Origin of the sequence: Modestobacter sp. Leaf380 (genome assembly GCF_001424485.1) — a bacterium.
Classification (GTDB): domain Bacteria; phylum Actinomycetota; class Actinomycetes; order Mycobacteriales; family Geodermatophilaceae; genus Klenkia.
Window position 1 is genome coordinate 24,080 of sequence record NZ_LMQC01000001.1, and the last position, 13,097, is coordinate 37,176.

Genomic DNA, 13,097 nt, shown 5'->3' on the forward strand with positions numbered 1-13,097 from the left:
AGAGTCTAGCGCGCCGAGGGCCCGCGGTGTTCCGGGCGACGGACGACGGGGCGCTGACCACCCCGGGCGGGTCCCCCGCGGGGGGCGCCGGGCCCGCCGCGACCGGGCAGGCCGCCGGTCTCGCCGGCCGGACGGGGGGCCGAGCGCAGCGGCGCGCGACCGACGCCCGGGGAGACGGTGTCCTCGGACTCGGGCTGGGCGTCGCTGCGGATGTCGATGCGGCAGCCGGTGAGCCGGGCGGCCAAGCGGGCGTTCTGGCCCTCCTTGCCGATGGCCAGCGACAGCTGGTAGTCCGGCACGACGACCCGGACGGCGCGGGCGGCGGGGTCCACGACGCGCGCGCTGGTGACCCGCGCCGGGGAGAGGGCCGACGCCACGAACGTGGCCTCGTCGTCCGACCAGTCGACGATGTCGATCTTCTCGCCGTGCAGCTCGCTCATCACGTTGCGCACCCGCTGGCCCATCGGGCCGATGCAGGAGCCCTTGGCGTTCAGCCCGGGCACCGAGGTGCGGACGGCGATCTTGGAGCGGTGACCGGCCTCGCGGGCCACGGCGACGATCTCCACGCTGCCGTCGGCGATCTCGGGGACCTCGAGGGCGAAGAGCTTGCGCACCAGGTTGGGGTGCGAACGCGAGACGGTGACCTGCGGGCCGCGGAAGGTGCGGGCGACCGACACCACGTAGGCCTTCAGCCGGCTGCCGTGCGGGTACTCCTCGCCGGGGACCTGCTCGGCCGGGGGCAGGTTCGCCTCGACCTTGCCGATGTCCAGCAGCACGGTGCCCTCGCTGTTGCGGCGTTCGTGGGCCTGGACGACGCCGCCGACGACGTCGCCCTCCTTGCCGATGTACTCACCGAACGTCTGCTCGTGCTCGGCGTCGCGCAGCCGCTGCACGATGACCTGCTTGGCGGTGCTGGCCGCGATCCGGCCGAAGTCGGTGGGGGTGTCGTCGTACTCGTGCACGACCTCGCCGTCCTCGCCCAGCTCCTGGGCCAGCACGGCGACCTCGCCGCTCTTGCGGTCGATCTGCACGCGGACGTGCTTGGCGGCGCCGTCGGCGTGCCGGTAGGCGGTGACCAGGGCGCTCTCGATGGCCTGGAGCACCGTGTCGGCGGGGATGCCCTTCTCCCGCTCGACCGCCTTGAGGGCGGTCACGTCGATGTTCACTGGTCTCCTCTGTCCTGGACGCCGGCCGGGGTGGCCTGGCCGTCCTCGTGCTGGTCGTCCTCGTGCTGGTCGGGCTCGATCGCGTCGGTGCCGTCGAGCTCGTCGTCGACGTCGTCGGCGGTGAGCTCGGAGTCGTCGTCGGTGTCGTCCTCGGGGAACTCGGGCACCAGGCCCGCGTCCCGGTGGCCCTCGGGGCGGTTGAACTCCACCTGCACCCGGCCCTCGCCGACCTCGGCCCAGGTCAGCGTCCGGTCGCCGGCGGCCTTGCGGACCTGGCCCTTCTTGGCCCCGCCCTTCTCCACGGCCAGGGTGACGCCGTCCTCGTCGACGGAGAGCACCCGGCCGATCAGGTCGGCGCCGCCCACGGTCGCGGTGACCAGGCGCCCCACGTTGCGCCGCCAGTGCCGCGGCAGAGTCAGCGGGCGGTCGACCCCGGGGCTGGTGACCTCCAGGACGTAGGGCGTGGTGTCCGGGTCGTCGTCCTCGGTGTCGAGCACGTCGGACAGCGCGCGGCTGACCTCGGCGACGTCGTCCAGGCTGACCCCGCTGTCCCGGTCGACGACGACCCGGACGACGGAGCGGTTGCCCGCGGCCCGGACGACGAGCTCCTCGAGGTCGTACCCGGCGGCGTGCACGACGGGGGTGAACCAGCCGGTGAGCCGGTCGGTCGCGGCCGGGCCGGTACGCGGTCCTGTGCTGGACACCTGGTGCCTCCTCGGGCTGCGGTCGGTGGTGGTGCGGTGGGACGGGTGGCGGTCGGCGGCCGGGTCGGACACGGCCGTGCGCCGGCCGTGGCGCCCGTCGCGACGGCGGCGCGGCCGCGGCGGACGGGTGGCGGGAGGGGACTCGCCGCACCGGAGGGGCCCACGGTACCGCCCGCAGGGGGACGACGGCGCCCCGCCGGACGTGCCCACCGCCACGCCCGCAGGGCGGTGGGCTGCCAGGATGGGCCCGATGTCCGCGCCGGCCCCCCTCCCCCGCCCCGCCGGTGCCCTCACCCGGCGCACCGTGCTGACCGCGCTCGGGGTGGCTCCGGTGCTGCTCGCCGTCGGCTGTTCGGCCGACGAGCCGGCCGGTGCCGACGCCGTCACCCCGGCCCAGGTCGACCAGCTGGCCGGCCAGGTCGCGGTGCAGGAGGAGCTGGTCGCGGCCTACGAGGTCGCCCTGGTCTCGGCCCCCGAGGTCGCCGCTCTGGCCGACCAGGCCCGCGCGCAGCTGACCCGGCTCCGGGCGGCCGCGCCCTCGGCGTCGGGATCCCCGCCGTCCGGGGCCCCGTCTCCAGGGGCGTCGTCAGGGCCGTCGTCAGGGCCGTCCCCGGCTCCGGCAGCCGTTGCCGGGGACGCGGTGGCCGCCCGGGCGACGCTGCGCACCCAGGTCGCCACCGCAGCCACCTCGCACGCCACTGCGTGCGTGGGCTTCAGCGGTGCCCGGGCGGCCCTGCTCGGGAGCATCGCCGCGGGCCTGCGCGGCCAGGACGGACAGCTGACGTGACGGGCCCCGGCGACTCGACGGGCACACCGGCCACGACCTCCCCCACGACCTCCGCCGAGGCCGGGTCCGCGCGGGCCGAGGACGCGGCACTGCAGGACGCCCTGGCCGCCGAGCACGCCGCGGTCTGGGGCTACGGCACGGTCGGCGCGGCGCTCACCCCGGGGACCCGGGGCGAGGTCGTCGCGGCGCAGGAGGCGCACCGGGACCTGCGGGACCGGGTCGGCGCCCTCCTGCTGGACCGGGGGGCCGAGCCCGTCGCGGCGCGACCGGCCTACGCGCTGCCCTTCCCGCTGCTCTCCGAGGTCGACGCCTGCCGACTGGCCGCCGTGCTGGAGGAGGGCACGACCGCCGCCTGGGTCTGGGTGCTCGACCAGGCCGCGCAGCGCACCACCCGTGAGCTGGCGGTCGTCGAGGCCTCGGCCGCCGAGGTGCGCGCCGTCACCTGGCGGGCCCGCGCAGGGCTGAGCCCGGTCACCGCGGCCACCCCCGGCCTGCCCGCCTGAGGCACCCGCGGGCCACGACCTGCGAGAGGGCTGTGCGCCGTCCAGGATCGGCTGCATGTCCGCACGAGACGACGTCGGTCCCGCCGACCCACCCGCCGAGTCCGCCGCCGACCCGCTGGCCGCGCAGGAACCCGGGCGCACCTTCCCCACCGCCGGTGGCCGGCTGCCGATGCCCGGCACCGCCGACCTGCCCGAGCCCCGGCCGCTGCGCAAGGTGCTGGGTCCCGGCGTCATCGGTGCCGGGATCGGGCTGGCGTCGGGTGAGTTCGTGCTCTACCCCTACATCGCCAGCGAGGTGGGGCTGTCGTTCCTGTGGGCGGCGTTCGTGGGGGTCACCCTGCAGCTGTTCATCAACATGGAGATCGAGCGCTACACCCTGGCCACCGGGGAGACCGCGCTCACCGGGTTCTCCCGGCTGTGGCGGCACTGGGGCCTGGTCTTCGGGCTGTTGACGATCCTGGCCAACCTGTGGCCCGGGTGGGCGACCAGCTCGGCCACCGTGCTGACCTACGCCGTCGGCGGCGGTGACGTCACCCTCATCGCGCTGCTGATGCTCGGCTCGATCGGGCTGGTGCTGACCCTGTCCCCGGTGGTCTACACCGCAGTCGAGCGCATCGAGTTCGTCAAGGTGGGCGCGGTGCTGGCGTTCATCGTCATCGCCTTCGTCGCCGTCGTCGGCGCGGACGACGTCGCCGAGACCCGCCGGGTGGTGACCGACTTCGGCTCGGTGCCCAGCCAGCTCGGCCTGGCCCTGGTGCTGGGTGCGCTGGCCTTCGCCGGCGGTGGCGGCGGGCAGAACCTGGTGCAGAGCAACTGGATCAGGGACAAGGGCTTCGGCATGGGTGCCCGCATCCCGCGGCTGGTGTCCCCGGTGACCGGGGAGGACCAGGCCGAGCCCTCCACCGGGTTCCTCTTCCCGCCCACCCCGGACAACCTGCGCCGGTGGAAGGGCTGGTGGCGGGTCGCCAACACCGAGCAGATGGTCAGCTTCTGGTTCCTCACCTGGCTCACCATCTCGGCCACGTCCGTCATCGCCTACGCCACCGTCTTCGGTGCCGACACCCCCGGCAACGACATCAGCTTCCTGCAGACCGAGGGCCAGGTGCTGGCCGACACGGTGGGCAGCTGGTTCGGCACGTTCTTCTGGTGGATCGGGGCCGTGTCGCTCTACGCGGCCGCGCTGGGCATCTGCGACTACACCGCCCGACTGGTCGCCGACACCGTCAAGGTGACCTACCTGGCCGGCTCGGAGCGCTGGAGCGAGAGCCGCATCTACTCGACGGTCGTCTGGGGCCTGCTGGTGGTGGGCGCCGTCGTCCTGCTGTCCGGGTTCGACCAGCCACTGGTGCTGCTGGTGATCAGCTCCGTGGTCGGCGGCTTCATGATGTTCGTCTACTCGATCCTGCTCATCCGGCTCAACCGGACCGCCCTGCCCCAGGCCATCCGGGTCCGCGGCTACCGGCTGGTCGTCATGGTGGTCGCGATGCTGGTGTTCGGCGGGATCTCCGCGGTGATCATCGGCAACCAGGTGCTCAACCCCGGCGGCTGAGGGACCTCACTGGCCGAGGCCGGCCAGGAAGGCGTCGGCGACGCCGACCGCGACGCTGCTGGACTGGCCGGCCTCCACCAGGACCGCGAAGGCGAGGTCGCCCTGCGGGCCGCCGAGCTGGTACCCGACGAACCAGCCGTGCGAGTCCGGCGGGACGGCGGTGCCGAACTCGGCGGTCCCGGTCTTGCCGTAGACCTCGCCCCGGCCCGTCAGTGCAGTGGCTGTACCGGACAGCACCACCTCGCGCATCATCGGCCGGAGCTGGTCGAGCACCGCCTGCCCGGGGCCCGCGGGCGCCGCACCGGCGGGCTCGGCGCCGACCACCTCGACCGGCGCGGCCGGGGTGCCGCTGGCGATGCCGGCGGCGACGAGCGCCATCTGCGCGGGGCTCATCAGGACCTGGCCCTGGCCGATGGCGTCGGCGGCCTTGGTCGTCCCGGTGCTGGTGGCCGGGACCGTGCCGGAGAAGACCCCGACCGGCAGCTGCCACTCGGTGCCCACGCCGTAGGACGCCGCGGCCGCGGACAGCCCGTCGTCGGGCAGCGTCAGCCCCTGCTCGATGAAGGTCGTGTTGCAGGACTGGGCGAAGGCCTGCGTGAAGGGCACCGTGCCCAGGTCGAACTGGTCCTCGTTCTCGAACTCCCGCCCGTCGACGACGGTGGTGCCCGGGCAGGGCACGGCGGTGTCCGGGGTGAGCGTGCCCGCCGACAGCAGCGCGGTGGCGGTGATGGTCTTCATGCTCGACCCGGGCGGGAACTGCCCGGTGAGCGCGTTGGCGGCGTTGGCCGCCTCGTTGGAGCTGACCGCCAGCACCTCCCCGGTGCCGGGCCGGACGACGACCAGGTGGGTGGCCAGTGACTGGCCGGCGACGGCGGCGTCGGCCGCGCTCTGCACGGCGGGCACCAGCGGGGTCTGCACGGGGGTGCCGGGCACCGGGTCGACCGAGCCGACGACCGAACCGGTGTCCCCGGTGCTCTCGTCCAGGCTGATGACGGCGACGGTGAAGCCCGCCGTCCCGGTCAGCTGCTGCTGGTAGGCGCGCTGCAGGCCCGACAGCCCCAGTCGGTCGCCGGCGGCGTACAGCGGCCGGCCGTCCTCCTCGGTGGTCTCCTCGAGGACCTCCGCGGTGCCGTCACCCACCCGACCCAGCAGAGCGGCACCGAAACGCGCGGTGGGTGCCAGCAACCGGGTGCTGGTGGGGAACACCGCCCCGGGCAGGTCGAAGACCTGGGCCCGGACCGCCTCGAAGTCGGGACGGCGCAGGGTGATGACCGGGACGAACTGGCCGCTGGGCGCGGCCTGCACGTCAGCGGTGATCTCCTCGGCCGACACCCCGGTGGCCGCGGACAGCCCGGCGGCCAGGGCCGCCAGGTCGGTCACCTGGGCGGTGTCCACCCCGACGTCCACGACCTCGGTCTCGGTGAACAGCGGGGCGCCGGCCGCGTCGGTGATCGCGGCGCGCTCGGGGAGCGCCCGGGTCAGCTGCAGGTGCTGTCCCGTGGCGAGCTCGGGGTGCACGACCGTGGGTGCCGCGACCACCTGCCAGCTCGCGTCGTCCCCCTCGCCGGAACGGCGGAGGTCCAGGGTGGCGGTGTAGGTCCAGTCCGGGGCCGCGGCCAGGTCCCAGGTCGCGGTCCACCCGGCGGTGGCCGCGGCCTCGTCGGAGGCGGTGACCTCGACGTCGCCCAGTTCCGCGGCCAGGGTCGCCTCGGGCAGGTCGGTGGCGGTCTGCTCCAGCAGCGTCGTGGTGGCCGCGGCGTCCGTGGTCCCGCCGGCCGCGGCGGCCAGGTCGCCCCCGCTCCAGTCCTCCAGGAACGCCTGTGCGGCGTCCCGGGCCCCGTCCGCCGGGTCAGCCGAGGACGTGCAGGCCGCCAGCACCGGGCCACCCAGCAGGGCCGTCGTCACCAGCAGGACCGTTCCCCGTCGTCTGCGCACACCCCCACCCTGGCAGACGCCCCCGACGGTCCAGGGCGGACACGGGGCACGACAGGGGGTGGACCCCGCAGCTCAGAAGAGGATCGAGGCGTACGTGCCGACGTCGCGGAACCCGACCCGGGCGTAGGCCGCCCGGGCCGCGGTGTTGAAGTCGTTGACGTAGAGGCTGACCACGGGGGCGATGGCCCGCCGGGCGTACTCGACCACGGCCGCCGTCCCCGCCTGGCCGATGCCGCGGCCCCGGTGGCGGGGTGCGACCCAGACGCCCTGCACCTGACAGGCGGCCCGGGACACGGCGCCGACCTCGGCCTTGAAGACCACCTCGCCGTGCTCGATCCAGGCCAGCGACTGGCCGGCCCGGACCAGCTCGGTCACCCGGGCCCGGTAGCCGGCCCCGCCGTCCACCCGCAGCGGGCTGACGCCCACCTCCTCGGTGAACATCGCGATCGCCGCGGGCAGCAGGGTCTCCAGCTGGGCGAGCCGGACCGGCTGCACCCTCGGCTCGGCCGGCACCGACGGAGGCCCGTCGATGGCCAGCAGCGGCTGGTTGACCCGCTCGTCGCGGGCCGGGCCCCAGTGCGGGCGCAGGCGTTCCCACAGCGGCGCCACCGAGGCCGCCGGCCCGACGATCGTCGAGCACCGCCGTCCCCCACGCCGAGCGCGGTCGGCGAAGGCGCGGGCGGCCTCGGCCTCGGCACCGGCCCGGGCGAAGGGGATCAGGTTCGCCCCGGCCAGGCAGACGGCGTCCAGCCGCCCCCCGGTGCCCAGCCCCCACAGCGGGGCCCCGAGGGTGGCGACGGCGACCCCGTGGGTCTCGATGCGCCCGGCGAGCATGCACGCCGCGACCGGGTCGGTGTCCAGCAGTGCCCGCACCGCGGGCTCGTCCGAGGCGTCCAGCACCCGGGCGGGGAGCGCGCGCAGCACGGCCGGAGTCGGGAGGAGACGGATCAGGAGACGCTGACGACGGGCGCCCCGGAGGCCACCCCGTCGTCGGCCTGCTGCTCGGCGATCTTGAAGGCCTCCTCGATGAGGGTCTCCACGATCATCGACTCCGGCACGGTCTTGACCACCTCGCCCTTGACGAAGATCTGGCCCTTGCCGTTGCCCGAGGCGACCCCGAGGTCGGCTTCGCGGGCCTCCCCCGGCCCGTTGACGACGCAGCCCATGACGGCGACGCGCAGCGGGATCTCCATGCCCTCCAGGCCCGCGGTGACCTCGTCGGCCAGCTTGTAGACGTCGACCTGGGCACGCCCGCAGGAGGGGCAGGACACGATCTCCAGGCCGCGCTGCTTGAGGTTCAGCGACTCCAGGATCTGCAGGCCGACCTTGACCTCCTCGACCGGCGGGGCCGACAGGGAGACCCGGATCGTGTCACCGATGCCGCGGGAGAGCAGCGCGCCGAAGGCCACGGCGGACTTGATGGTCCCCTGGAACTGCGGGCCGGCTTCGGTGACGCCCAGGTGCAGCGGGTAGTCGCACTGCTCGGCCAGCAGCTCGTAGGCGCGGACCATGACCACCGGGTCGTTGTGCTTCACCGAGATCTTGATGTCGCGGAAGTCGTGCTCCTCGAACAGCGAGCACTCCCACAGCGCGGACTCGACCAGCGCCTCGGGGGTGGCCTTGCCGTACTTGGCCAGCAGTCGCTTGTCCAGCGAGCCGGCGTTGACGCCGATGCGGATCGGGGTGCCGTGCTCCTTGGCCGCCTTGGCGATGTCGCCGACCTTGTCGTCGAACTTCTTGATGTTGCCCGGGTTGACCCGGACCGCGGCACAGCCGGCCTCGATCGCGGCGAACACGTAGCGCGGCTGGAAGTGGATGTCGGCGATCACCGGGATCTGCGACTTGGTCGCGATCGCCTTGAGCGCCTCGGCGTCGTCGGTGTCCGGGACGGCGACCCGCACGATCTGGCAACCCGATGCGGTGAGCTCAGCGATCTGCTGCAGCGTGGCGTTGATGTCGGCGGTCTTGGTGGTGCACATCGACTGCACGCTGACCGGGGAGTCACTGCCGACACCGACGGTGCCGACCTGCAGCTGGCGGGTCTTGCGGCGGGGGGCGAGCACGGGCGGCGGCGGCATGGGCATGCCGAGAGCGACGGTCACGGGTCCAGTGTCCTCTTACTGCAGCGTGATGGGGTTGACGATGTCGGCGACGAGCAGCAGCCCGGACAACACGATGAACAGGCCGGCGACGACGTAGGCCACCGGCATCAACCTGGCGATGTCGAAGGGCCCCGGGTCGGGCCGCCCGCGGAGGCGGGCGACGCTGGAGCGGGCCTTCTCGTAGAGCGCGCCGGCGACGTGCCCGCCGTCCAGCGGGTAGATCGGCAGCAGGTTGAACAGGAAGAGCACCAGGTTGACGCTGGCCAGCAGGGAGAGGAAGAAGCTCAGCTTCTCCAGCCCGCTGAAGTCGGTGAGGGCGAACACCTCACCGGAGATCCGACCGACCCCGACGATGCCGATGGGGCCGTTCTCGTCCCGCTCGTCACCCAGGAAGGCGGCCCCGAACAGCGCCGGGACCCGCTCGGGGATGCCCAGCAGGCGCTCCACGGACTGGCTCACGGTGTTGGCGAAGTACCCGGGCAGCTCGGTGATCGACTGCCGGGCGAAGCCGTAGACCGGGCTCACACCCAGGTAACCGGCGGTGATGACGTCCTCGGCGGTCTGGTCCTCGTAGACGGTGTTCGGGATCGGGGTGACCGTGAGGTCCTGCCGGTCCCCGTCGCGCTCGATGGTCAGCGACAGCGCCTGGTCGGGGTGGCTGCGGATGGCCTGCTGGACGGTGGTCCAGCTGTCCCAGCCGGTGGGCTCCACGGTCTGGCCGTCGATGGCCACGATCGTGTCCCCCGGCCGCAGGCCCGCCTCGGCCGCCGGGCTGGCCAGCGGCAGGGCGCAGTCAGCACTGCCCTCTTCGCACACCCGGCCGGCGTCCGCACCCGAGGTGACGATCGGGACCGAGCAGGGGTCGGTCTCCTCGGGGTCCAGGGTCGCGGTCTCGGCATTGGCCGGCAGCACGCAGGCCGGGACGCTCTCCAACTGGGTGGTGATCACGTTGGTGCCCAGGGCGGTGAGCGTCAGGGTGAAGAACACCAGCGCCAGCACGAGGTTGTTCAGCGGCCCGGCGGCCATCACGATCACCCGCTGCCACCACGGCTTGGCGTAGAACACCCGCCCGCCGTCGGTGGGCAGCACGTCGTTGAGAGCGGCACCGCGGACCTCGGCGATGAAGCTGCGCATCCGGGTGGCGCGCTTGCTCTCGTTGGCCTCGGCCGGCGGGATCATCCCGACGATGCGGATGTAGCCGCCCAGCGGGATGGCCTTGATGCCGTACTCGGTCTCCCCGCGGCGGCGGGAGAACACCGTCGGCCCGAAGCCGACCATGAACTGCGGCACGCGCATGCCGAACTTGCGGGCCCAGAAGAAGTGCCCGAACTCGTGGAAGCCGATCGAGGCCAGCAGTCCGACGAAGAACGCGACGATCCCCAGGACGGTCAGCAGGATCCCGCTCAGCTCAGCCTCCGGCGATCGCGCCGCGCGCGTGCTCCCGGGCCCAGGTCTCCGCGGCCAGCACGTCGTCGACGCAGGTGGGTACGCCGAGGTCCGGCGCCTCGTCGAGGGTACGCGCGATGGTCTGGACGATCCCTGGGAACGACAGCCGACCCGCCAGGAACGCCGCGACCGCCTCCTCGTTGGCCGCGTTGAACACCGCCGGGACGACGCCGCCGGCCTCTCCCGCGGCCCGGGCCAGCCGCACCGCGGGGAACGCCTCCTCGTCCAGCGGGGCGAACTCCCAGGCCGAGGCCGTGGACCAGTCCAGCGCGGGCTGCACGTGCGGCAGCCGGTCGGGCCACGCCAGGGCGAGGGCGATGGGCAGCCGCATGTCCGGCGGGCTGGCCTGCGCGATGGTCGCGCCGTCGGCGAACGTGACCATCGAGTGCACGATCGACTGCGGGTGGACCACGACGTCGACGTCGGCGTACGGCACGTCGAAGAGCAGGTGCGCCTCGATGAGCTCCAGGCCCTTGTTGACCAGGGTCGCGCTGTTGACCGTGACGACGGGACCCATGGCCCAGGTGGGGTGTGCGAGGGCCTGCTCGACGGTGACCCCGGCCAGCTCACCGGCGCTGCGCCCCCGGAAGGGCCCGCCGCTGGCGGTCAGCACCATCCGGGCCACCTCCCCCCGGGCACCACCGCGCAGGCACTGCGCGAGCGCCGAGTGCTCGGAGTCGACGGGGACCAGCTGGCCCGGCGCGGCGGCGGCGGTGACCAGCGCACCTCCGGCGACCAGGGACTCCTTGTTGGCCAGCGCCACGGTGCGCCCGGCGCCCAGCGCCGCCAGGGTCGGTCCCAGCCCGATCGAACCGCTGATCCCGTTGAGGACGACGTCGGCCGGCCGGGCGGCCAGCTCCTCGGCGGCCCGCGGCCCGGCCAGGATCTCCGGCAGCCGGTACTGGCCCTGCGACCAGCCGCGCTGCTGCGCGGCGGCGTAGAAGGCCAGCTGCAGGTCCTGCGCCGCGGTCGCGCGGGCCACGGCGACGGTGTCGACCTGCAGGGTCAGCGCCTGCTCGGCCAGCAGGGCGACGTCGGAGCCGCCGGCCGCCAGGCCGGTGACGCGCAACCGGTCGGGGTTGGCCCGCGCCACCTCGATGGCCTGGGTGCCGATCGACCCGGTCGACCCCAGCAGGGTGACCGTGCGGGGGGTGCTCACGTCGTCGGCCTCGTCGTGCGGCTGGTCCTCACGACGCCATCCTCGCCGACCCGTGGCGCGGGCGTGTGGGGCAGGGGCGGGCCTGCCATGATGGAGGGGTGAGCGGACGCGACCACCTCGGCCAGCAGACCAGCGCGACCGTCGTCGCCCAGTCCAACCGCGAGGAGGCGATCGTGCGGGCCGGCAGCGAGCCGGTGCACGACACCGACCGCCCGGAGGACTGGGGCTGGCACGGCACCACCGGCAAGAAGGGCCGCATCGGCGTCGTCATCGCCGCGCTGGTGCTGTTCTCCATGCAGTTCACCAACCACGAGGGCAACGTCGAGAACATCTGGCTCAACGCCCTCGTCGTCATCCTGCTGGTGATCCTGGTGTGGGACTGGCGTCGCCGGAAGAACGCCTGGCGCTCGGAGTAGTCCCCGCGGCTGCGCCCACGGGCCGGTAGCCCAGCAGCGACGAGGCCGGTCTCCCTGCGGGGAGACCGGCCTCGTGCCGTCGTGCCGGGGGGCGGTCAGTCCTGCTCGGCGCCCAGCTCCACGGTGTCCTCGAGCTGCGGCTGGGGCAGCGCCACCGACGGGATGCCCGCGGACTCCGCGAGGTCGGCGGCGGCCAGCTGACCGCAGGCGCCGTCGATGTCCTGACCCCGGGTGTCGCGGACCGTCGTCGCCACGCCGTGGGCCCGCAGCCGGTCCACGAACTCGCGCTGGGCGGGAAGCGGGCTGGCATCCCACTTGCTGCCCGGGGTCGGGTTCAGCGGGATCAGGTTCACGTGCGCCAGCCGCTTGGCCAGCCGCTGACCGAGCAGGTCCGCGCGGAAGGGCTGGTCGTTGACGTCGCGGATGAGCGCGTACTCGATCGAGTACCGGCGGCCCGTCCGGCGGGCGTACGCGTCGGCCGCCTCCAGCACCTCGGTGACGTTCCACCGGGTGTTGACCGGGACCAGGGTGTTGCGCAGCTCGTCGTCGGGGGCGTGCAGGCTGACCGCCAGGGTGACGTTGAGGCCCTCCTCGGTCAGCCGGTTGATCGCCGGCACCAGCCCGACCGTGGACACGGTGACCGAGCGCTGGCCCAGCCCCAGGCCGTACGGCGATGGGGTCAGCAGCGCGTCGAGGGTCTTGCGGACCCGGGCGTAGTTGGCCAACGGCTCCCCCATGCCCATGAAGACCACGTTGGACAGCCGGCCCGGCCCACCGGGGATCTCCCCCGCCGCCATGGACGCCGCCGCGGCGACCGCCTGGCCGATGATCTCCGCCGCCGACAGGTTGCGGGTCAGCCCACCCTGGCCGGTCGCGCAGAACGGGCAGGCCATGCCGCAGCCGGCCTGGCTGGAGATGCACACGGTCGCCCGGCCGGGGTAGCGCATCAGCACGCTCTCCACGAGCGCACCGTCGTGCAGGCGCCACAGGGTCTTGCGGGTGCGCCCGCCGTCGGCGCTCTGGTGCCGGACGACCGTGAGCAGGCCGGGCAGCAGGGCGTCGGCCAGGTCGGCGCGCGCGGCGGCCGGCAGGTCGGTCATCGCCGCGGTGTCGGTGACACCGCCGTAGTAGTGCCGGGCCAGCTGGTCGGCGCGGAACGCGGGGTGCCCCAGCTCGGAGACGGCCTCACGCGCCTGCTCACGGGTCAGGTCGGCGAGGTGGCGCGGCGGCTTGGTGGCGCGGCGCGGGGCGTCGAAGACCAGGGGCAGGGACACGGGTGCGGTCGAGGGCTCAACAGTCATGGCATCCACCACTGTCCCACCCCCGGGCC

12 protein-coding genes are annotated in these 13,097 nt (G+C 74.0%); 4 read left to right on the plus strand and 8 right to left on the minus strand.

Annotated elements, in window-relative coordinates:
• Positions 1 to 5 precede the first annotated feature (5 nt).
• Together nusA and rimP are read right to left on the minus strand one after the other, a co-directional pair.
• Complete coding sequence (gene nusA, locus ASG41_RS00110; RefSeq protein ID WP_056288013.1) at positions 6 to 1,166, minus strand: transcription termination factor NusA; 1,161 nt, start codon at positions 1,164 to 1,166, stop codon at positions 6 to 8.
• Positions 1,163 to 1,870: a ribosome maturation factor RimP gene (gene rimP, locus ASG41_RS00115; protein ID WP_200938662.1), complete on the minus strand. Its 708-nt coding sequence runs from the start codon at positions 1,868 to 1,870 to the stop codon at positions 1,163 to 1,165. Before rimP ends, nusA begins: the two co-directional genes overlap by 4 nt.
• A 250-nt stretch (positions 1,871 to 2,120) precedes the next feature.
• Between rimP and ASG41_RS00120 the strand changes: the two genes are divergently transcribed.
• Genes ASG41_RS00120 through ASG41_RS00130 form a run of 3 tightly spaced genes read left to right on the plus strand, consistent with a single transcriptional unit; the run spans position 2,121 to position 4,709 of the window.
• Positions 2,121 to 2,657, plus strand: coding sequence for a hypothetical protein (locus ASG41_RS00120; RefSeq protein WP_056288015.1), 537 nt, complete (start codon positions 2,121 to 2,123; stop codon positions 2,655 to 2,657).
• Positions 2,654 to 3,160, plus strand: coding sequence for a ferritin-like domain-containing protein (locus tag ASG41_RS00125; protein WP_082556424.1), 507 nt, complete (start codon positions 2,654 to 2,656; stop codon positions 3,158 to 3,160). The genes ASG41_RS00120 and ASG41_RS00125 overlap by 4 nt, the downstream gene beginning before the upstream one ends.
• 55 nt (positions 3,161 to 3,215) lie before the next feature.
• Entirely contained in the window at positions 3,216 to 4,709 is a 1,494-nt protein-coding gene (locus tag ASG41_RS00130) for an Nramp family divalent metal transporter (protein WP_235564236.1), read from the plus strand.
• A 6-nt stretch (positions 4,710 to 4,715) separates the two neighbouring features.
• Here the strand turns inward: ASG41_RS00130 and ASG41_RS00135 are convergent, their stop codons facing one another.
• The 5 genes from ASG41_RS00135 to dxr all read right to left on the minus strand — a co-directional run bounded on the left by ASG41_RS00135 (position 4,716) and on the right by dxr (position 11,351).
• Entirely contained in the window at positions 4,716 to 6,614 is a 1,899-nt protein-coding gene (locus ASG41_RS00135) for a penicillin-binding transpeptidase domain-containing protein (RefSeq protein WP_235564239.1), read from the minus strand.
• 102 nt (positions 6,615 to 6,716) lie between these two features.
• A complete protein-coding gene (locus tag ASG41_RS00140; protein ID WP_056288022.1) occupies positions 6,717 to 7,568 on the minus strand; it encodes a DUF4081 domain-containing GNAT family N-acetyltransferase in 852 nt (283 codons plus the stop codon).
• A gap of 23 nt (positions 7,569 to 7,591) precedes the next feature.
• The gene (gene ispG / locus ASG41_RS00145) at positions 7,592 to 8,746 is read right to left on the minus strand and encodes a flavodoxin-dependent (E)-4-hydroxy-3-methylbut-2-enyl-diphosphate synthase (protein WP_056288025.1); all 1,155 of its coding nucleotides are present in this window, start codon (positions 8,744 to 8,746) and stop codon (positions 7,592 to 7,594) included.
• A gap of 15 nt (positions 8,747 to 8,761) precedes the next feature.
• Complete coding sequence (locus tag ASG41_RS00150; protein WP_369799968.1) at positions 8,762 to 10,153, minus strand: RIP metalloprotease; 1,392 nt, start codon at positions 10,151 to 10,153, stop codon at positions 8,762 to 8,764.
• Between the two features lies 1 nt (position 10,154).
• Positions 10,155 to 11,351 (minus strand): 1-deoxy-D-xylulose-5-phosphate reductoisomerase, encoded by a 1,197-nt coding sequence (gene dxr / locus ASG41_RS00155; RefSeq protein ID WP_056288033.1) that lies wholly within the window; start codon positions 11,349 to 11,351, stop codon positions 10,155 to 10,157.
• 98 nt (positions 11,352 to 11,449) lie between these two features.
• On the opposite strand from dxr, the gene ASG41_RS00160 reads away from it, so the two are divergent.
• Positions 11,450 to 11,767: a DUF2631 domain-containing protein gene (locus ASG41_RS00160; protein WP_056288036.1), complete on the plus strand. Its 318-nt coding sequence runs from the start codon at positions 11,450 to 11,452 to the stop codon at positions 11,765 to 11,767.
• Positions 11,768 to 11,862: 95 nt separating this feature from the next.
• On the opposite strand, the gene rlmN is transcribed toward ASG41_RS00160, so the two are convergent.
• Positions 11,863 to 13,068 (minus strand): 23S rRNA (adenine(2503)-C(2))-methyltransferase RlmN, encoded by a 1,206-nt coding sequence (rlmN, locus tag ASG41_RS00165; protein WP_056288038.1) that lies wholly within the window; start codon positions 13,066 to 13,068, stop codon positions 11,863 to 11,865.
• Positions 13,069 to 13,097 lie beyond the last annotated feature (29 nt).

Excerpts from the sequence above, each read along its gene's own strand:
- ASG41_RS00120 (WP_056288015.1), top strand. The coding sequence starts at position 2,121 with ATGTCCGCGCCGGCCCCCCTCCCCCGCCCCGCCGGTGCCCTCACCCGG.
- ASG41_RS00130 (WP_235564236.1), top strand. The coding sequence starts at position 3,216 with ATGTCCGCACGAGACGACGTCGGTCCCGCCGACCCACCCGCCGAGTCC.
- rlmN (WP_056288038.1), bottom strand. The coding sequence starts at position 13,068 with ATGACTGTTGAGCCCTCGACCGCACCCGTGTCCCTGCCCCTGGTCTTC.